Origin of the sequence: Actinomycetospora flava, assembly GCF_037400335.1 — a bacterium.
Lineage (GTDB): Bacteria > Actinomycetota > Actinomycetes > Mycobacteriales > Pseudonocardiaceae > Actinomycetospora > Actinomycetospora flava.
The window spans coordinates 49649-68301 of sequence record NZ_JBBEGM010000013.1 but is presented as its reverse complement, the minus strand read 5'-3'; the positions used below and the strand labels follow the sequence as shown (position 1 = coordinate 68301).

The window sequence follows — 18653 nt, the reverse complement described above, 5'->3', positions numbered from 1 at the left end:
ACCGACACGAGGAGGCGCCGGTGGTCCCCGAGGGCCTGCGCTACACCGCCGAGCACGAGTGGATCACCGCGACCGGCGGGGACGCGTCGATCGTCCGCATCGGCATCACGGACTACGCCCAGGACCAGCTGGGCGACGTCGTGTTCGTCCAGCTGCCGACGGTCGGCGCGTCGGTCTCGTCCGGCGAGTCCGTCGCCGAGGTGGAGTCGACGAAGTCCGTCTCGGAGATCTACGCGCCGCTGGACGGCGAGGTCACCGCGGTCAACGACGCGCTGTCCGAGACCCCCGAGCTCATCAACTCCGACCCGTACGGCTCCGGCTGGATGATGGAGCTGCGGGTGCCCGACCCGCGGGCGGTCGACGAGCTGCTCGACGCGGAGGGCTACCAGGCCCTCGTCGACGGTTCCTGACGACTCGTCGCGAGGTTCGGCCGCCCGCCGGAACGCCCTGGACGAGGGGACTCCTCCCTACGCTCCGCCACAGCACGCGGATGCGCGCTCACGGTGGGTGGGGAGGGACTCGACCCCGTGACGGGGACCGGTACCGTGACGGCCACCTCGCGACGATCCGTCACCGAGCCCGCACCGGCGCCCTCCCGAGAGCGTCGAACCGGGCCCGCGGGACGGGCGGGACGACCTGGACGAGCACGACACGACGGAGGAGCACGGTGAGCACAGGCGGTCCCCCGGTCCCCCCCGAGCGTCAGGGCGAGACGACGTCGGTCTTCCGGGCCGACTTCCTGGCCGAGCCCGAGACCGAGTCGCGCAGCGCGCCGGTCTCAGGGGTCGACTCCCTGCCGGCCGGCTCGGCGCTGCTGGTGGTCAAGCGCGGCCCCAACGCGGGCTCGCGCTTCCTGCTCGATCGCGACACCACGAGCGCCGGGCGCCACCCCGACAGCGACATCTTCCTCGACGACGTCACCGTCTCCCGCCGTCACGCGGAGTTCCGCCGTGACGGGGCGGAGTTCGTCGTCGTCGACGTCGGCAGCCTCAACGGCACCTACGTCAACCGCGAGCCCGTCGACACGGCCGTCCTCGCCAACGGCGACGAGGTGCAGATCGGCAAGTTCCGGCTCGTCTTCCTCACCGGCCCCCGCGACGGCGGGTCGGCCGGGGCGGGGGCGGGGCTGGAGTGACCGCCGCCGGGCTGCCCGAGCCGGGGGGAGCCCCCCTCTCGATCGGTTCGGTCCTGGACGCGCTGCGGGCGGAGTTCCCGGAGATCACGATCTCCAAGATCCGCTTTCTCGAGTCCGAGGGGCTGATCCGCCCCGCCCGTACCCCGGCGGGGTACCGGCAGTTCTCGCACGACGACGTCGTGCGGCTGCGTTTCGTGCTGTCCGCGCAGCGCGACCACTACCTCCCGCTCAAGGTCATCCGCTCGCGGCTCGAGGAGTTCGACCGCAACCCGGTGCCCGGCGGGCCCACGCTGCCCGGTGACACGGTCACCGGCGGCGAGGTGGCGCTCGCGGGCGGTCCCGCCGTCGAGAGCGGCGGGCCCGGGGGACCGGGCGGTCCCGGCGGTCCCGGGGGTCCGGGCGGACCGAACGGGTCCGGACCATCCCTCGGCGGGCCGGGCACGCCCGTGTCCGCACGGGTGCGCAGCCTCGCCTCGGTGGCCGACCGCGCCGAGCCCGACGAGGACCCGGACGGTCTCGCCGGCGTGCCGCGCGGCGACGCCGTGGGTCGCGACGTGCTGCTGGCCGAGGACGGCGTCGACGCCGCCCTGCTCGACGGCCTCGAGCACCACGGCATCCTGCGGGCCGACCCGGACGGTCGCTACGAGCCCGAGGACGTCCTCGTCGCGCGCACGGCCGGCGCGCTCGCCCGGCTCGGTGTCGAGCCGCGCCTGCTGCGCTCGGCCCGCGCCAGCGCCGACCGTGAGGTGGGCCTGCTGACCCAGCTCGTGACGCCGGTGGCCCGCAGCCGCGGGCCGGAGGCGACGCGCCGTGCGGAGGAGCTGTCGTCCGAGCTCGCGGCCCTGTCCGGGCGCCTGCACGCCCTGCTCGTCGGGTCGGGTCTGCGCCACGGCCTGCGTCGCTGAGAGCCGCGTCGCGGGGTCGTCACACGGCTGTCACACGAGGGTCCGCGGGCGCCCGGATCCATGCCGGATCCACGGTCGGATCCACTGGGCGACGCGATCCTCGACGCATCCTCGGACGCGCGCGCAGGGGTTCCCGAGCGTGTAGCGTCACGGTTCGTCGACCGGTCACCGGGGAGACGGAGCCAGAAGCTCGACAGGGCTCGATTCAGTCGAGGAGGGCGAGTCGCATGAGCGAGATGCGTGTCGTGGGGGTTCGGGTCGAGCTTCCCGCGAACCAGCCGATCCTCCTGTTGCGCGAGGCCGAGGGCGACCGGTACCTGCCCATCTGGATCGGCTCGGTCGAGGCCACGGCCATCGCCCTCGAGCAGCAGGGTGTCAAGCCGGCCCGGCCCCTGACCCACGATCTCCTCAAGGACGTCCTCGGCGCGCTCGACCGCCGCCTGGAGCAGGTCCGCATCATCGACCTGCAGGAGGGCACCTTCTACGCGGAGCTCGTCTTCGACGGCGACGTCCGTGTCTCCGCCCGCCCGAGCGACTCGGTGGCCCTCGCCCTGCGTGTGGGCGTGCCGATCCACGCCGAGGAGGGCGTGCTCTCCGAGGCCGGGCTCGTCATCCCCGACGAGCAGGAGGACGAGGTCGAGAAGTTCCGCGAGTTCCTCGACTCCGTGTCCCCGGAGGACTTCCGCGGGGCGGATACGTAGCGGAGATCCGGCCTCGCTATTCTCACCCTCAACTCGAGGTCGAGAGTCGCCGCGCGTCGCGTTGACCCCCGTCTCCGCCGCTCGTACCGTCGGCGACACAACGGCACGAGGGAGGCACATCGGTGAGCGGTGGTCAGGACGGCGGTCCCGCCGGCCCCGAGCTCGAGCCCCTCGGCCCGGAGGGTGAACAGGGTCTGCTGTTCGCCGACGAGCTGTTCGGCGACGACGGATCGGGCAACGGCGAGGTCGTCGGCTACCGCGGTCCGGCCGCGTGCCAGATCGTCGGCATCACCTACCGCCAGCTCGACTACTGGGCGCGCACGAAGCTCGTGGTGCCGAGCATCCGGACGGCCACGGGGTCGGGCTCGCAGCGGCTGTACTCGTTCAAGGACCTCGCGGTGCTCAAGGTGGTCAAGAACCTCCTGGACACCGGCGTCTCGCTGAACAACATCCGCGTCGCCGTCGAGCAGCTGCGCCGCCACGGCGTGCGGGACCTCGCGCGCATCACCCTGTTCTCCGACGGGGTCACGGTCTACGAGTGCACCTCCCCGGAGGAGGTCGTCGACCTGCTGCAGGGCGGCCAGGGTGTGTTCGGCATCGCCGTCGGGGGCGCCATGCGCGAGATCTCCGGCAGCATCTCGCGGTTCCCGGCCGAGCGCGCCGACGCGGCCGTCGTCGAGCACGCGCCGGAGGACGAGCTCGCGTCGCGCCGCAACCGGGGAGCCCGCTCCGCCGGCTGACGGCCCGCGCGCGTCGGCGGTGCCGCAGGGCGGTGGTCGCTCTCCACAACGATCTCGCGAGGATGTCGCCAGGGTCGTCCCGCCATGACGACGCCCGAGATCACCGTGGCGAGCGCCGGGCGCCCCCGTGCCGGGCAGCCGTGGCGACATCGCCGAGAGATCGCTCTGGCGAGCACCCGGAGCGAGCAGCGCGGCCCGGCGACGACGCGCCGTCCGGCGTGACGCGAGCCACGGACCTCCTGGGTCCGGGGCGCCGACTGCGGTACCCTCAGCGCGTCGTTCTTGGACACCGCGCGGGAGAGACCTGCAGACAGAAGCCTCTGGGTGCAGGCGCCGAAGGAGCAACTCCTCCCCGGAACCTCTCAGGCACCCCGACCGCGCGGAGGAGACGACCTCTGGAAAGAGGTGCTCGGTCCGGCGCCCGCCGGTTCCGTGCACCCGCCGATGGTGCAAGCCGAGGGTGAGCCCACCTCACCGGCGAAGCTCTCAGGCGCTCGCGCTGTAGCGGGCAGCGGCAGAGGGGGAGGCCGCGTTCCGGACGGCGACGTCCGTGGCGCGAGGCCCCTGTTCGCCCTGCTCCGGAGGCGTCATGAACGCATCGCACGGTCCCGCATCCTCCTCGTCCTGGGAGAACGCTCCGCTCGCCGCGCTCGAGCACGGAGTCCCCTTCGCCGACCGCCACGTCGGGCCCGACGCGCGCGGGCTCGCCCGCATGCTCGAGACCGTGGGCGTCGGCTCGCTGGAGGAGCTCGCCGACCGGGCGATGCCCACGTCGATCCGCACCGACCCCGCCGACTGGTCCGACGACCCGACCGGCCACGCGCCGCCCGCGCCGGCCACCGAGGCCCAGGTCCTCGAGGAGCTCCGCGGGCTCGCCGCGCAGAACACCGTCCTCGAGCCGATGCTCGGGCTGGGCTACCACGGCACCATCACCCCGCCGGTGATCCGACGCAACGTCCTCGAGGACCCGGCCTGGTACACCGCCTACACGCCCTACCAGCCCGAGATCTCGCAGGGCCGCCTCGAGGCGCTGCTGAACTTCCAGACGATGGTCTGCGACCTCACCGGCCTCGACGTCGCCGGGGCGTCCATGCTCGACGAGTCGACCGCGGCCGCCGAGGCGATGCTGCTGCTGCGCCGGGCCGACAAGACGAAGAGCTCGCGCTTCCTGATCGACGCCGACACGCTGCCCCAGACGATCGCCGTGCTCCGCACGCGCGCCGAGTCGCTGGGGATCGAGCTCGAGGTCGTCGACGTCACCGCCGAGCTGCCCGAGCACGACTTCTTCGGCCTGCTCCTCGCCGCCCCGGGCGCGTCCGGCGCGCTGCGCGACCACCGCGCCGTCGTCGAGGCCGTCCACGGGCGCGGCGCGGCCGTCGTGGCGGCCTGCGACCTGCTCGCCGCCGCGCTGGTGATCCCGCCCGGGGAGATCGGCGCCGACGTCGCGGTGGGCTCGACCCAGCGCTTCGGGGTGCCGCTCGGCTTCGGCGGCCCGCACGCCGGCTTCCTCGCCGTGCGCCAGACGCTCGCGCGCCAGCTCCCGGGCCGGCTCGTCGGCACCTCGGTCGACGCCGACGGCGACCCCGCCCACCGCCTGGCCCTGCAGACCCGCGAGCAGCACATCCGCCGGGACAAGGCCACCAGCAACATCTGCACCGCCCAGGTGCTCCTCGCGGTGATCGCGTCGATGTACGGCGTGCACCACGGCGCCTCGGGTCTGCGCACCATCGCGCGGCGCACCCACCGCATGGCTGCGGTGCTCGCCGCCGGGCTGGTCAAGGGCGGCGTCGAGGTCGTGCACCGCGAGTTCTTCGACACCGTGCTCGTGCGCGTGCCGGGCGGCGCCGCCGGGGCCGTGGCGGCGTGCCGGGCCGAGGGGATCCTGGTCCGCGAGGTGGACGCCGACCACGTCGGCGTCTCCTGCTCCGAGCAGACCACCCGCGAGCACCTGCGCGCGCTGTGGCGGGCGTTCGGCGCCGGGGAGATGGACGTCGAGGACCTCGACGCCGCCACCGACGACGCGATCCCCGCGGCGCTCGCGCGGACGTCGTCGTACCTCACCCACCCGGTCTTCCACCGCCACCGCAGCGAGACCGCGCTGCTGCGCTACCTGCGCGAGCTCTCCGACAAGGACGTGGCGCTCGACCGCAGCATGATCCCGCTGGGCTCCTGCACGATGAAGCTCAACGCCACCGCCGAGATGGAGCCGATCACCTATCCCGGGTTCGCGGGGTTGCACCCGTTCGCGCCGGAGTCGGACGCGCCGGGGATGCTGCAGGTGATCCACGACCTCGAGGACTGGCTGGTCCACCTCACCGGCTACCACGCGGTGTCGCTGCAGCCCAACGCCGGCTCGCAGGGCGAGCTCGCGGGCCTGCTGGCGATCCGCGCCTACCACCGCAGCCGCGGCGACCTGCAGCGCGACGTCTGCGTCATCCCGTCCTCGGCGCACGGCACCAACGCCGCGTCGGCGATCTCCGCGGGGATGCGGGTGAAGGTCGTGAAGACGACGGACCGCGGGGACGTCGACCGCGAGCACCTGGACGAGGTGATCGCCGAGGCCGGCGACGCGCTCGCCGCCATCATGATCACCTACCCGTCGACGCACGGGGTGTACGAGCCGCACGTGCGCAAGGTCTGCGCGGCGGTGCACGACGCCGGTGGGCAGGTCTACGTCGACGGCGCCAACCTCAACGCGCTGGTCGGGCTCGCCCGGCCCGGCCGCTTCGGCGCCGACGTCAGCCACCTGAACCTGCACAAGACCTTCTGCATCCCGCACGGCGGCGGCGGCCCGGGCGTCGGCCCGGTGGGCGTGGCCGAGCACCTCGCCCCGTTCCTCCCGAACCACCCGGCCCAGCCGTCGGCGGGCCCGGACACCGGCGTCGGCCCGGTCGCCGGCGCGCCGTGGGGGTCGGCGTCGATCCTGCCGATCTCCTGGGCCTACGTGCGGCTGATGGGGGTCGACGGCCTGCGCCGCGCCACCCTCACCGCAGTCGCGGCCGCGAACTACGTCGCGAAGCGCCTCGCCGACCACTTCCCGACGCTCTACACCGGGCCGGACGACTTCGTCGCCCACGAGTGCATCCTCGACCTGCGCCCGATGACCAAGAGCTCGGGCGTGACGGTCGACGACGTCGCCAAGCGCCTCGCCGACTACGGCTTCCACGCGCCGACGATGTCGTTCCCGGTGGCGGGCACGCTCATGGTCGAGCCCACGGAGTCCGAGGACCTCGCCGAGATCGACCGCTTCTGCGACGCCATGATCGCGATCCACGGCGAGGTGGCCCGCGTCGAGTCGGGGGAGTGGCCGGCGGACGACAACCCGCTGGTGCACGCCCCGTTCACGGCCCGCTCGGTGCTGGTCGGGGAGTGGGACCACCCCTACAGCCGCGAGGAGGCCGCCTTCCCGGCCGGCGGGCGCCCGACGAAGATCTGGCCGCCGGTGCGCCGCATCGACGCCGCCCACGGCGACCGCCACCTCGTCTGCTCCTGCCCGCCGCTGGAGGAGCTCGCCGAGTCGTGAGCCCTCGGGGCCGCCGCCGGGTGATCGTCGGCGGCGGTCCCGAGCACGCGGCGTGTCGGTCTCACTCGATCGTGGTGCCAGAGGTGACACTGTGGCGGACGATACGAGGGGGATCCTTGTGACCACGTACATCGCCGCCGGGGTCATCGCCGGCATCACGGTGGGGTTCTTCGTGGGACGGCGCTGGGCCGAGTACTTCCGCGCCGCCGCCGACGCCCGGGGGATCATGAACAACCGCGCGAAGTACCGCGGCACCAGCACCCTCGCGTTCGTCCTCGGCGGACTGCTGATCCTCGGTCTCGCGATCTTCTTCGGCAACAGTCCGTCCTACTGAGCCGCCGCCCCGGGCTCGTCGAGCGCGGCGCGCATCGGCGCCAGCGTCACACCCCGCGCGGCGAGCAGGGGCATCGCGCGCCCGGTCTCGGTGTGCAGCATCCCGAGCAGGACGTGCTCGGAGCCGATCGAGCGGTCGCCGCGCCGGATCGCCTCGCGCAGCGCGAGCTCGAGGACCTTCTTCGCCCCGCGGTCGAACGGGATGTGGCCCCACCGCCGGCGTCGCGCACCCCCGGCTCGCGTGCTCTCCAGGGCCCCCGGCCCGAAGGCGTCCTCGACGCGCTCGCGGACCTCGTCGAGGTCGATTCCGACGCTGGCCAGCGCGTCCTTGTCGGGCAGGTCGACCCCGGGCGCACCCAGATCGTCCTCCACCGTCGCGCGCGTGACCCCGCGCGCGGCGAGCAGCGCCGCCCCGCGCGTGTCGCTCGCCCGGCACAGCGCCAGGAGCAGGTGCTCGCTGCCGATCCGGCCGGCGGCGCGCTCGCGGGCGTCCTCCTGCGCGAGCACGACCACCCGCCGCGCCGGGTCGGTGAATCGTTCGAACACGTCGGCCTCCCGCCGTCGATCCTCAGAGGATGTGCCGGCGGTACTTCTTGTGCACCGCCTGCCGGCTGACCGAGAGTCCCTCGGCGATCTGCTGCCAGGACCACCCCTGGTCGCGCGCGTTGCGCACCTGGAGCTCCTCCAGGGACTCGAGGAGGGTGCGCAGCGACGCCACCGCCGCGAGCCCCGTCGCCGGATCCCGCGAGGACGCCGCTGCCGCCACCGCCGTCGCATCAGCCATGCGTGTCAATCTAGGTTGACACGACCGACGCTGTCAACCGGAGTTGACGCGCACAGGGGCGAAGGACTCCCTGGCTGCGTCGAGGCTGGTGCGAGGGACTCCTCGGCTGCCTCCGAGGCAGCGAACGTGACCCTCGCGCCCACCCCCGGCGCTCACACCGTGATCGCCTCCGCGGGAGCCGCCGGCGCGGGCACGATCGGCGGCGGGGTCGTGGCGTGGCGCAGGGCCCAGGCCAGGACGTAGTCGGCGATCTCCTCCCAGCCCGGCGCGGCGGGCAGGAGGTGGGGCTTGCTGCCGAACTCGACGACCTCGGTGATCGTCTTCTCGCCCTTGTAGTGCGCCGCGTTCGACCACTGCACCTTCGGCGGCATGATGTTGTCGCAGCTCCCGGCGACGAAGAGCAGCGGCGCCCGCTGCTCGTTGCGGTAGTCCACCCACGTGCCCTGGTGCCCGGGCGTGAGGTTGGCGAGCGCGCTCTCGAACAGGATGCCGCCCGACACCGGCACGGCGTAGCGCTCGTAGAGGGCGCGGGCCTGCTCCTCGGGGAAGGTGTTGGTGAAGGCGTAGTTCCAGTGCTCGAAGTCGTAGCGCACCGCGCGGTGGCGGTTCGCCGGGTTCTTCAGCACCGGGAACGTGGCCTTGACCTGCGACAACGGGACCACCGGCACGCCCTCGGTCGGCGCCGAGTTCAGGGCGACGCCGGCGGCGCCGAAGCCGTGGTCGAGCAGGATCTGGGTGAACGCGCCGCCCGCGGAGTGCCCGATGATGATGGGCGGCGACGACAGCCCGCGCAGGATCTCCTCGAGGTGCTCGACGATCCCGGGGATCGTGACGTCCTCGACGGGGGAGGGGTCGGCGTTGAGCGCCTCCACCTCGACCTCGAAGCCCGGGTAGGCCGGGGCGATCACGCGGTAGCCCCGGGCCTCGTAGTGGGCGACCCACTGCTCCCAGGAGCGCGGGGTCACCCAGAACCCGTGGACGAGGACGATGGTGTCGGGGGTCTGGCGGGCGTGGGTCAACGGGGGCTCCTCGGTCGGCCTACAGTGGTGATCACGGTAGGTAGACCGTCGGCGCCGGAGTTGCCCGACAGTGCACGGTTCTGGGCTCACGATGCGGGCGATGCCTTGGGATCGACCCTGATCGCGTCTACGCTGAGTCACCATGCTGGTGCTCGACTCCCGGGACGCCCCGGCCGCCGAGCGCGCCGAGCTCGTCACGACGCTGATGGCCGAGACGAGCGCCGCCACCGTCACGCTCGCACCGCACGACGACCTGTACGCGCGCATGGACCTCTGGCAGCTCGGCCGGCTCCCGCTGTTCCGCAGCGAGTCGTCGGGGATGGCGATGTCCCGCGACGTGCGCCGAGCCCGCCGGGACGAGGCGCCGATCGTGGCGCTGGCGGTCCAGGAGCGCAGCACCGCGCGCCACGAGCAGTTCGGCCACCAGCAGGCCGTCGCGCCGGGGCGGCTGATGCTGGTCGACCTCACCGCGCCCTTCGCCTTCTCGTGGGCGACGTCGGGGGCGTCGCGGGCGCTCCAGGTGCCGGTCGAGGCGCTGGCGCTCCCGCCGGAGGTCGTGCGGGAGGCCGCGCCGCGCCTCGACGCCAGCCCGCTCGCGGCGCTGGTCAGCCGTCACGTCGTCGACCTGTTCGACGCCGCCGACCGGCTCGAGGCCGGCGAACAGGCCGCGGCGATCGGGGCGGCGAGCATCGACCTCGTCCGCGCCCTGCTCACGTCGACCCACGGGAACCGGCAGGCCCGGACCGTGCACCACGAGACCCTGCTCGCGCAGATCCACGAGTACGTCCGGCAGCGCCTGCGCGACCCCGACCTCGGCGCCGACGAGATCGCGGCCGTTCACAACATCTCGCGCCGCCGGCTCTTCGCGCTGTTCGCCCGCGCCGGCGGTTCCCTCGAGCAGACGATCATCTCCCGCCGGCTCGAGGCCGCCCACGACGAGCTGGGACGGCCCGGCGCGCGCCACAAGGCGATCGCCACCGTGGCCCACGAGTGGGGCTTCCGCGACGCCGCGCACTTCTCGCGGAGGTTCAAGGACGCCTTCGGGATGACGCCGCGGGAACGGCGCGCAGCGGCGGAGGCGTCTACGCCAGGGTCGTCGTCCCCGGCGTGAGGACGACCGGCACCGGGGCGCCGCGGACGATCGCGCCGCCCGGGTCGCCGAGCAGGACGCGGGTGGCCGCGCCGGCCGCGTTGGCGCCGACGACGAGGATCTCGCCGTCGTCCCAGCCGATGCTCTCCACCGCCTCCTCGACGCTCGCCTCGGCGGCGGCCACGGTCTCGGCGTCGGTGACACCGAGCTCGGCGAGGGCCGCCCGCTGCGCGGCGAGCATCTGGTCGCGCCACTGCTCGACGACGATCTCCTCGGCGTGCAGGCCCGCCTCGGGGGGCACGGTGGGCCCGCGCTGGGGCCCGAACGACGCGACCCGCACCGATGCCCCGGTGCGGCGGGCGAGGTCGACGGCCGTGGCGAGGACCCGCGGGGCGTGCCGGCCGCCGCCGAACGCGCAGGTCACCCGCGTGATCGGGCCGTCGTGGACCGCGCGGTCCCCGGCGAGCGCCACGGGGACGTCGGCGGACCGCGCGAGGCGCGCGCCGACCGAGCCCGGGCCGGGCGGGGCGTCGCCGAGCACGATCACGGACGCGTGCTGGGCGTGCGCCGCGCGGGCGAGTCCGCCGGGGACCGAGCGGTCCTCGACGACGATCGTCTCGACGTCGACGCCGTCCACGACCGGAGCGGCGTCCGCGTGGGCGTCCGCGTCGCCGGGGGAGGCCACCGTGCACACCACCAGCGGGCCCCCGAGCGCGCGGGCCAGGCGGGTGCCGAGCACGAGCGCGCCGGGCCCCGGGTCGCTGCCGGGCACACGGCCGACCAGCACGGTCACGACGAGGCCTCCTCATCGGTCGTCGCGGCGGCCAGCCGCGAGTGGCGGGCGCCGTAGAACCCCCAGAACACCAGCGCGACGCCGAGCCAGAGCACGAACACGATCAGCGTGATCCACTGCAGACCGCTGATGAGGTAGACGCAGGCGGCGATCGAGAGGATCGGCGTCACCGGGTAGCCCGGCACCTTGAACCCGCGCGGCAGGTCCGGGGCGGTGCGGCGCAGGACCATCACGCCGACCGAGACCACCGAGAACGCCACCAGCGTGCCCACGCTGACCAGGTCGGCGAGGACGTCGAGCGGGATCAGCCCCGCGAGGATCGCCACGGCGACGCCGACGATGATCGTGGTGGGCACCGGGGTCAGCGTGCGCGGGTTCACCCGCGAGAGCAGGGGCGGGAGCATGCCGTCGCGGCTCATCGAGAACAGGATGCGCGACTGCGCGTACATCGTCACCAGCGTGACACTGAAGATCGAGATGACGGCGCCCGCCGCGACGACGATGCCCGGCCAGGCGGACCCGGTGACCTCGCCCATGATCGCGGCGAGGCCCGCCTCCTGGCCCTCGAACTCCTGCCACGGCTGGGCGCCGACCGCCGACACGGCGACCAGCAGGTAGATCGCGGTGACGGTGACGAGCGCGAGCATGAGGGCGCGCGGCAGGGTGCGCCGCGGATCGCGGACCTCCTCGCCGGCCGTCGACACCGCGTCGAGGCCGATGAACGAGAAGAACACCGTGCCCGCCGCCGCGCCGACGCCGCTGAACCCGAGCGGGGTGAACTCCGCGAAGTTGTCGGTGCTGAAGGCCGTGAACGCGATGCCGACGAACAGCAGCAGGACGCCGAGCTTGATGACGACCATGACGGCGTTGACGGTGGCGGACTCGCTGACGCCGCGGATGAGCAGCAGCGTGCAGAGCACGACGAGGATCACGGCCGGCAGGTTGAACGCCCCGCCCGCGCCGGGCGCGCCCGACAGCGCGTCGGGGAACCGGAGGCCGACCGTGGCCTCGAGCAGGGCGTTGAGGTACTCCGACCAGCCGACCGCCACGGCCGCCGAGGACACGAGGTACTCGAGGATCAGGCACGCCGCGACGGCCATGGCCGCGCCCTCGCCGAGGGTGGCGTAGGCGTACGAGTACGACGAGCCGGACACCGGCACCGCCGAGGCCAGTTCGGCGTAGCAGAGCGCGGTGAGGCCCGCGGTGATCGCGGCGATGACGAAGGACAGGACCACGGCGGGCCCGGCCTCCGGGGTGGCCTCGGAGAGCACGAAGAAGATGCCGGTGCCGACCGTGGAGCCGATGCCGATGGCGGCGAGCTGACCGAGGCCCATCGACCGCTTGAGCTCGCCGCCCTCGCGGCCGGCGTCGGCGCCGGTCTCGGCGGCCATCGCGGTGACCGGTTTGCGCCGCAGGAAGGCGGTGCGGTCGGCTCCGGGCACGGGTCCCCCTCGAGGTGTGTGCTGCGCGTGTGACCCGTCGACCTCGAGCGGGTGATCGGACTCTAGCCCGTGGTCCCGCTCACCGACTCGCGCGACGCGTCACGACTCGTCCGGCGCCCGACCGACAGCGCGACGACCGCCGCCACGACCGTCACGACGCCGACCACCCAGAGGCCCGCGCGCTGGCTGCCGGTGAGGTCCGCGAGCCCGCCGGTGACGTACGGGGCGGCGAACCCGGAGATGTTGCCCAGGGAGTTGATCAGCGCGATGCCGCCGGCCGCGGCCGCCCCGGTGAGGAACTGCGAGGGCAGCGGCCAGAACGTCGGCAGGGCCGCGCACGTGCCGACGGCGCAGACGGTGACCGCGGCGATCGCCGAGTACGGATCCTGCAGGTAGAGCGCGATGGGGATGGCGATCCCGCCGAGGATCATCGGCAGCGCGAGCCACCAGCGCCGGCCCTGCTCGCCGGTCAGGAAGCCGCCGGTTCGGCGGGCGGCCGCGCGGTCGGCCGCCCGGCTCCAGACCACCATGCCGATCGCCGCGACGGCGTAGGGGACGGAGGTGACCAGGCCCTTCTCGATGGTGTCGAGCTTGGTGCCGTACTGCTGCTCGAAGCCCGAGACGATGGTCGGCAGGAAGAAGCCGAGCGCGTAGAGGCCGTAGGTGACCCCGAAGTAGACGAAGGCGAGCGCGAGGATGCGCGGGGCGGTGAGGGCGCGCCGCAGCGTCCAGTGGCCGCCCGACCCCGCCTCGACCTCCTCGGCCTCCGCGTCGAGGCGGCGGCGCAGCCAGCCGCGCTCGTCCTCGGCGAGCCAGCGCGCCTGCTCGGGGCGGTCGGTGAGCGCGAACAGCGTGACGATGCCGAGCAGGATCGCCGGGATGCCCTCGAACAGGAACATGACCCGCCAGCCCGAGAGCCCGAACAGGCCGTCACCCGCGGAGATGATCAGCGCGCTGACCGTCGATCCGACGGCGGTCGAGATCGGCACCGCGACCATGAACCAGCCGACGGCGCGCGCCCGGTACTCGGCCGGGAACCAGAAGGTCAGGTACAGGATGATCCCGGGGAAGAACCCGGCCTCGGCGACGCCGAGCAGGAACCGCAGGATGATCAGCACGGTGGCGTTCGGGGTGAACGCCATGGCCGTCGCGACGATCCCCCAGGACACGAGGATCCGGGTGATCCACCGGCGCGCCCCGAAGCGGTGCAGCGCGAGGTTGCTGGGCACCTCGAGCAGCAGGTAGCCGATGAAGAAGATGCCCGAGGCCAGCCCGAACACCGTCGCCGTGAGGCCCAGCTCGGAGTTCATGCCGTTGGGCCCGGCGAAGCCGATGTTGACGCGGTCCAGGTAGTTGACGAAGTAGAGCAGCCCGAGCAGGGGCATCAGGCGCCAGGCGACCTTGCGCAGCGTCCGCCGACCGACGTCACCGTCCGTGCTTGATCCGCTCGTCTCCGTCGACATCCGTTCAGTGGACCAGGTGAGTCAGGTCCGTGTGAAGTCCCGGGGACTGTTCAGTGCGTGGTCAGCCGGGTGGTCAGCCGCAGCTGCGCAGCGCCGTGACGTCCGGCGATCCTCCGCGCTCGAACGAGATGTGCACGTGGTCCTCGTGGTTGGCCGTGGCGCCGCCGCGGTCCTCCATCTTCTCCCAGCCGGACCCGGTGTTGATCCGCTGGTTCCAGATGACGTACTCGACGCCGAGGTCGCTCGCGTTGTCCATGACGCAGTCCGCGATCGCGTCGCCGCTGGTGGTCATGAAGTCGAGCGCGTAGCCGCTGGGGTGGTCGGACGCGTTGCCGCGGCTGCCGACACCGAGGACGTCGTGACCGGGGAAGACGCACTCCATCGCGTTGCCGACCTCCTGCACGGAGTCGGCCACACCGCCGTACGAGCCCGACGCGCCGCAGTTCGTCACCGATGCGGTGCGCTCCTGCTCGGCGGCGGCCTGCTGCGCGCGCTGCTGCTCGGCCGCGCGCGCCTCGGCCTGCCGCGCGGTCTCCGCGGCGGCGGCGCGGCCGCGCTCGGTGGCCTTGATGAGGTCCGCCGACGCGGCGCTCGTGCCGGGGCCGCTGACCGGCGAGACCGCGGCGGCGGGACCGGACGCGCTCGACGTGTCCGCGAGCGCCGCGCCCTGGGCGGAGAGCTCCAGGGTGGTGGCCGCGTCGTCGGTGGTGTCGGGCAGGGCGATGACGGCCGGCCCGACGAGGGCCAGCGCGCTGCCGGTCAGACCCGCCGCCACCGCGCCGTGCCGGATCGCGGAGCGTCCGTTGGAGCGGTGCCGGGAGCCGCCGCGGACGGCGCCTTCCGGCATGACGAACGGGACGGTGCGGGGCTCGCGCGATGCTGCGTGCGCGTCACGGCCCCAGGGGGAGCGTTGCCGTGTCACGTGCTGCCTTCCGGTCACGGAACGGCGTGGCGGCACCGTCGGGGTCGGTGGTCGCCGGTTCGGGGTGGTGCTGGGCGAGAAGATCACTGTTGGGGGAGCCGTGACCTTCTCGTAACCGTTCCGTGAGCGACAGTAGACGAACCGGACGGCGAGATCAGGTCGGGTTGCCTGCGTGACGGCGGGCGGGTCGTCCGGCGCGGTCGACGGTCACGACCAGGTCACGGGGCGCGACGATCGGTCCTCAGCAGACCACGCGGGTCGCGATGGCCCGGCCGAGCAGCGTCCCGGAGCGCCAGGCCGTCTCGACCTTCGGGCTGCCCCAGGCGTCGCCGCAGAGGCCGACGAGGTCGTCGGTGAGCACGAACTCCTCGTCGCGCGGCTGCGCCGGGCTCGCGTACGACCACCGGTGGGCGTGGGTCCAGGCGGGCGCGTCGTCCAGGCCGAGCAGCTCGGTGACGGCGGCGACCACCGGGGCGACCGCGCCGTCGGGGTCGTCGAGGTGGCGGCGGGCGCGCTCGGCGGTGGTGTGCGCGACGAGCACCGGGGCGCCGTCGCCGCGCCGGTCGCCGTCGTCGGCGATCAGGTCGAGGTCCGGGTGGCCGTTGACGAAAGCGGCGGGCAAGGGGTCCCAGCCGCGGTGCCCGTAGCCGAGCGCCACGGAGATCACCGGCTGCCACTCCCGGTCGGCGACGAGCGCCGCGGCCCGCAGCGCGGGGTGGAGCAGGCGCGCGGCCTGCGGGTCGGGCATGGCGAGCACGGCGGCGAGGGCGGGGGCGCCGTCGACCGCCGGGCCCGGCTCGACGGTGGTGACGGTGCGGCCGGTGCTGACGGTGACGCCCCCTGGGATGTCGTCAGCGAGGTCGGCCACCAGCGAGCGCAGCCCGCCGGGCGCGCACCAGCGCTGCGGGCCCTGGCGCGACGACCACGAGCCGTCCTCGTCGCGGCTGGCGAGCGTGTCGGTCCACGGGCGGGCGAGCCCGCGCCGCTGCCAGTCGTCGACCACCGCGGCGAACTCGTCGTCGCGCACGGTGAAGTAGGCGGCGCCGAGGTCGACGACATGATCGGCACCTTCGGGGAGCGGCCGGCTCGCCATCCGCCCGCCGACGCGGTGCGAGCGCTCGAGCACCCGGGCGCGCACCCCCGCCGCGCCCAGCGCGCGGGCGCAGGCGATGCCGCTGATGCCCCCGCCGACCACCAGGACGTCGGAACGCACGGCATCGATGGTCGAGCTCCGCTGCGCTCCGTCTCCCGCCGGCGCGCTCACGCCCGCGACCGCGTCACGTGCGTGCTGTCGCGGACCGTGCCGACGTACTCCTCGACGAGGTCCTCGAGCGCGACCAGCCCGACCGTCGTGCCGTGGTCGTCGACGGCCCGGGCGAGGTGCGAGCCCTCCCGGCGCAGGGCCGCGAGGGCCTCGTCGACCGGCGCCGACAGCGCCAGCTCGGGCAGCGCGCGCACCCGCTCGGCGGGCACCGGGCGGTCGGCGGCCTCGTCGTCGGACTGGCCGTCGCCGTCCCCGTCGCCCAGGTCGAGGACGTCCTTGACGTGCAGGTACCCGTCGAGCGCCACCACCGGGGCGTGCTCGGCGGTGCCGTCGCCGTGCGACGGGCCGATGGGTGTCGTGCCGGCCTCGAGCGGGCGGGTGTCGAGGCGCGGGTGGGCGTCGGGCGCCTGGGGGGCCTGCACCGGGAACCGGGAGAACCCGGTGCGGGCGACGGCCTCCTCGACCGCGCCGACCGTCGGGTTCGGCGGGAGCACGGTGACCCGGTCCAGGGGGATCGACACGTCCGCGACGGTGCGCTCGGCGGAGCTCAGGGCCTGGGTCAGGCGGCGGGTCTGCGAGGCGTCCAGCAGCCCCTCGCGCCGGGATTCCGACAGCATCTCGGCGATCTCCTGCGGCGTGTACGCCGCCTCCCGCTCGTCGACGGGCGTGACGCCGAACAGCCGCAGCACGTGGTTCGCGCACCAGTTCAGCACCGTGATGATCGGCCGCGTGACCTTGAGGAACGCCACCAGCGCCGGCACCAGCCACAGCGAGGTCCGCTCCGGCCCGGCGATGGCGATGTTCTTGGGCACCATCTCGCCGATGACGATGTGCAGGATCGTCACGATCGTCAGGGCGACCACGAAGGCGATCGGGTGGATGAGCACGGACGGGACGCCGACCGGTTCGAGCACGCGCTCGAGCTGGTGGGCCACCGCGGGCTCGCCGAGCGAACCGAGGGCCAGCGAGCAGATCGTGATGCCCAGCTGGGCGGCCGCCAGCATCATCGAGAGGTGCTCGGAGGCCCGCAGCACCGTGGCCGCGCCGGACACGCCCTCGGCCTGCAGGGCCTCGAGGCGGTCGCGGCGCGCGGTGATCAGGGAGAACTCGGCGCCGACGAAGAACGCGTTGGCGAACAGCAGCGCGATCATCAGGAGCAGCGCGACGGTGTCGCTCATGCCGGCGCCTCCACCCCGTCGGTCGTCACGGCGGCCGGCACCCGGGGCGGCCGCACCACCCGGACCTCGGCGACCCGCCGGTGATCCACGCGGGTGACGATCAGCTGCCACTCGTCGCAGGTGACGGCGTCGCCGACGTTGGCCAGGCGCTGCAGCTCCGCGACGATGTAGCCCGCGAGCGTCTCGTAGACCTCGCTCTCGGGGAACGACCAGCCGACGGCGTCGGCGAGCTCGTCCGGGCGCAGCATCCCCGAGACGATCCAGGCGTCCTCGCCCTCGTCGCGCACCCGCGCGGCCTCCCCCCGGTCGTGCTCGTCGCGGACGTCGCCGACGATCTCCTCGACGAGGTCCTCGAGGGTGACGATGCCCGCGGTGCCGCCGTACTCGTCGACCACCAGGGCCATCTGCAGCCCGGCGCCGCGCAGGCGGTCGAGCAGCTCGTCGCCGTCGAGGGAGTCGGGCACGGTCGTCGCCGTGCGCATGAGGTTGCGCAGCTTGGTGGTCGGGCGCTTGGCGCGCGGCTCGGAGAACGCCTGCTTGACGTGGACGACGCCGCGGATGTCGTCGAGGTCCCGGTCGACCACGGGGAACCGCGAGAACCCGGTGCGCACGGTGGCGGCGAGCAGGTCGTCGACGGTGTCGTCCTGGGACAGCGACTCGACCCGCACGCGCGGTGTCATCAGCTCGTCGGCGCGGCGCTCGCCGACCCGCAGCGAGCGGGCCATCACCTCGGCGGTGCCCTCGTCGAGCGTGCCCTGCTGGGCGCTCGTGGCCACCAGCGAGCCGAGCTCCTGCGGCGAGCGCGCCGAGCGCAGCTCCTCGGCGGGCTCGACGCCGAGGCGTCGCACGATCCAGTTGGCCGAGCCGTTGAGCCCGCCGATGAAGTACGAGAACACCCGCGAGAAGCCGGCCTGGATGCCCGCCACCATCCGGGCGGTGCCCATGGGGCGGGCGATCGCGAGGTTCTTCGGCACCAGCTCGCCGAAGGTCATCGACAGCGCCGTGGCGACGATCAGCGCGATGATCGCCGCGGTGCCGCCGGCCGCGCCCGCGGGCAGGCCGAGGTCCTCGAGCAGCGGGGAGATCAGTGTCGCGATCGCGGGCTCGGAGAGGTAACCGGTGATCAGCGTGGTGATCGTGATGCCCAGCTGGGCGCCGGAGAGCTCGAACGAGAGGTTGCGGTGCGCGCGCTGGACGATCTTCGACCGGCGGTCGCCGACCTCGGCGACGTGGTTGTCGATCTGGCTGCGCTCGAGGCTGGTCAGGGAGAACTCGGCCGCCACGAAGATCGCGGTGCCGAAGGTGACGGCGACGAACCCGACGAGGCCGAGCACCGACAGCAGGACGTCCACGGTCGTTCG

Annotated in this window: 18 protein-coding genes and 1 riboswitch; of the genes, 8 read left to right on the top strand and 10 right to left on the bottom strand. The window is 73.8% G+C overall.

Annotation, left to right across the window (positions count from 1 at the left end):
• The first annotated feature begins 20 nt into the window (after nt 1-20).
• From gcvH to WCD58_RS26145, 7 genes are all read left to right on the top strand, one after another.
• Nucleotides 21-410 carry a glycine cleavage system protein GcvH gene (gcvH, locus tag WCD58_RS26175; RefSeq protein ID WP_337706037.1) on the top strand — a complete coding sequence of 130 codons (390 nt, stop codon included), beginning with the start codon at nt 21-23 and terminating at the stop codon, nt 408-410.
• A 257-nt stretch (nt 411-667) separates the two neighbouring features.
• Nucleotides 668-1135, top strand: coding sequence for a glycogen accumulation regulator GarA (gene garA / locus WCD58_RS26170; protein ID WP_337706036.1), 468 nt, complete (start codon nt 668-670; stop codon nt 1133-1135).
• Nucleotides 1132-2040, top strand: a complete 909-nt coding sequence (locus WCD58_RS26165; protein ID WP_337706035.1) for a MerR family transcriptional regulator — start codon at nt 1132-1134, stop codon at nt 2038-2040. The genes garA and WCD58_RS26165 overlap by 4 nt, the downstream gene beginning before the upstream one ends.
• Before the next feature lie 227 nt (nt 2041-2267).
• Complete coding sequence (locus WCD58_RS26160) at nt 2268-2741, top strand: bifunctional nuclease family protein (RefSeq protein WP_116710890.1); 474 nt, start codon at nt 2268-2270, stop codon at nt 2739-2741.
• Nucleotides 2742-2863: 122 nt separating this feature from the next.
• A complete protein-coding gene (locus WCD58_RS26155; RefSeq protein WP_373696288.1) occupies nt 2864-3481 on the top strand; it encodes a MerR family transcriptional regulator in 618 nt (205 codons plus the stop codon).
• Nucleotides 3482-3765: 284 nt separating this feature from the next.
• Nucleotides 3766-3869: riboswitch (glycine riboswitch) on the top strand.
• A gap of 201 nt (nt 3870-4070) precedes the next feature.
• Complete coding sequence (gene gcvP, locus WCD58_RS26150) at nt 4071-7004, top strand: aminomethyl-transferring glycine dehydrogenase (RefSeq protein WP_337706034.1); 2934 nt, start codon at nt 4071-4073, stop codon at nt 7002-7004.
• Between the two features lie 118 nt (nt 7005-7122).
• Nucleotides 7123-7338 carry a hypothetical protein gene (locus tag WCD58_RS26145; protein WP_337706033.1) on the top strand — a complete coding sequence of 72 codons (216 nt, stop codon included), beginning with the start codon at nt 7123-7125 and terminating at the stop codon, nt 7336-7338.
• Here the strand turns inward: WCD58_RS26145 and WCD58_RS26140 are convergent.
• From WCD58_RS26140 to WCD58_RS26130, 3 genes are all read right to left on the bottom strand, one after another.
• Entirely contained in the window at nt 7332-7883 is a 552-nt protein-coding gene (locus WCD58_RS26140) for a Clp protease N-terminal domain-containing protein (protein ID WP_337706032.1), read from the bottom strand. The genes WCD58_RS26145 and WCD58_RS26140 overlap by 7 nt on opposite strands.
• Nucleotides 7884-7905: 22 nt before the next feature.
• A complete protein-coding gene (locus WCD58_RS26135) occupies nt 7906-8121 on the bottom strand; it encodes a helix-turn-helix domain-containing protein (RefSeq protein ID WP_337706031.1) in 216 nt (71 codons plus the stop codon).
• Between the two features lie 152 nt (nt 8122-8273).
• Nucleotides 8274-9140, bottom strand: coding sequence for an alpha/beta hydrolase (locus WCD58_RS26130; RefSeq protein ID WP_337706030.1), 867 nt, complete (start codon nt 9138-9140; stop codon nt 8274-8276).
• Between the two features lie 142 nt (nt 9141-9282).
• On the opposite strand from WCD58_RS26130, the gene WCD58_RS26125 reads away from it, so the two are divergent.
• Entirely contained in the window at nt 9283-10251 is a 969-nt protein-coding gene (locus WCD58_RS26125; protein ID WP_337706029.1) for an AraC-like ligand-binding domain-containing protein, read from the top strand.
• Here WCD58_RS26125 and WCD58_RS26120 read toward each other — a convergent pair.
• From WCD58_RS26120 to WCD58_RS26090, 7 genes are all read right to left on the bottom strand, one after another.
• Nucleotides 10223-11023: a universal stress protein gene (locus WCD58_RS26120; RefSeq protein WP_337706028.1), complete on the bottom strand. Its 801-nt coding sequence runs from the start codon at nt 11021-11023 to the stop codon at nt 10223-10225. The two genes, WCD58_RS26125 and WCD58_RS26120, sit on opposite strands and share 29 nt — an antisense overlap.
• Nucleotides 11020-12465 (bottom strand): APC family permease, encoded by a 1446-nt coding sequence (locus WCD58_RS26115; protein WP_444876329.1) that lies wholly within the window; start codon nt 12463-12465, stop codon nt 11020-11022. Before WCD58_RS26115 ends, WCD58_RS26120 begins: the two co-directional genes overlap by 4 nt.
• A gap of 62 nt (nt 12466-12527) precedes the next feature.
• Nucleotides 12528-13928: an MFS transporter gene (locus WCD58_RS26110; RefSeq protein ID WP_337706027.1), complete on the bottom strand. Its 1401-nt coding sequence runs from the start codon at nt 13926-13928 to the stop codon at nt 12528-12530.
• 73 nt (nt 13929-14001) lie between these two features.
• Nucleotides 14002-14775 carry a VldE C-terminal domain-containing protein gene (locus WCD58_RS26105; protein WP_337706026.1) on the bottom strand — a complete coding sequence of 258 codons (774 nt, stop codon included), beginning with the start codon at nt 14773-14775 and terminating at the stop codon, nt 14002-14004.
• 316 nt (nt 14776-15091) lie between these two features.
• A complete protein-coding gene (locus tag WCD58_RS26100; protein ID WP_337706025.1) occupies nt 15092-16063 on the bottom strand; it encodes an NAD(P)/FAD-dependent oxidoreductase in 972 nt (323 codons plus the stop codon).
• 47 nt (nt 16064-16110) lie between these two features.
• Nucleotides 16111-17292, bottom strand: coding sequence for a hemolysin family protein (locus WCD58_RS26095; protein WP_337706024.1), 1182 nt, complete (start codon nt 17290-17292; stop codon nt 16111-16113).
• Nucleotides 17289-18644, bottom strand: a complete 1356-nt coding sequence (locus tag WCD58_RS26090) for a hemolysin family protein (protein WP_337706023.1) — start codon at nt 18642-18644, stop codon at nt 17289-17291. The genes WCD58_RS26095 and WCD58_RS26090 overlap by 4 nt, the downstream gene beginning before the upstream one ends.
• Between the last annotated feature and the right edge of the window lie 9 nt (nt 18645-18653).

What these genes read in the sequence shown, in the direction of transcription:
- WCD58_RS26095 (WP_337706024.1), bottom strand. Translation starts at nt 17,292, where the DNA reads ATGAGCGACACCGTCGCGCTGCTCCTGATGATCGCGCTGCTGTTCGCC.
- gcvP (WP_337706034.1), top strand. Translation starts at nt 4,071, where the DNA reads ATGAACGCATCGCACGGTCCCGCATCCTCCTCGTCCTGGGAGAACGCT.
- WCD58_RS26110 (WP_337706027.1), bottom strand. Translation starts at nt 13,928, where the DNA reads ATGTCGACGGAGACGAGCGGATCAAGCACGGACGGTGACGTCGGTCGG.
- WCD58_RS26160 (WP_116710890.1), top strand. Translation starts at nt 2,268, where the DNA reads ATGAGCGAGATGCGTGTCGTGGGGGTTCGGGTCGAGCTTCCCGCGAAC.
- WCD58_RS26125 (WP_337706029.1), top strand. Translation starts at nt 9,283, where the DNA reads ATGCTGGTGCTCGACTCCCGGGACGCCCCGGCCGCCGAGCGCGCCGAG.
- WCD58_RS26135 (WP_337706031.1), bottom strand. Translation starts at nt 8,121, where the DNA reads ATGGCTGATGCGACGGCGGTGGCGGCAGCGGCGTCCTCGCGGGATCCG.
- WCD58_RS26105 (WP_337706026.1), bottom strand. Translation starts at nt 14,775, where the DNA reads ATGCCGGAAGGCGCCGTCCGCGGCGGCTCCCGGCACCGCTCCAACGGA.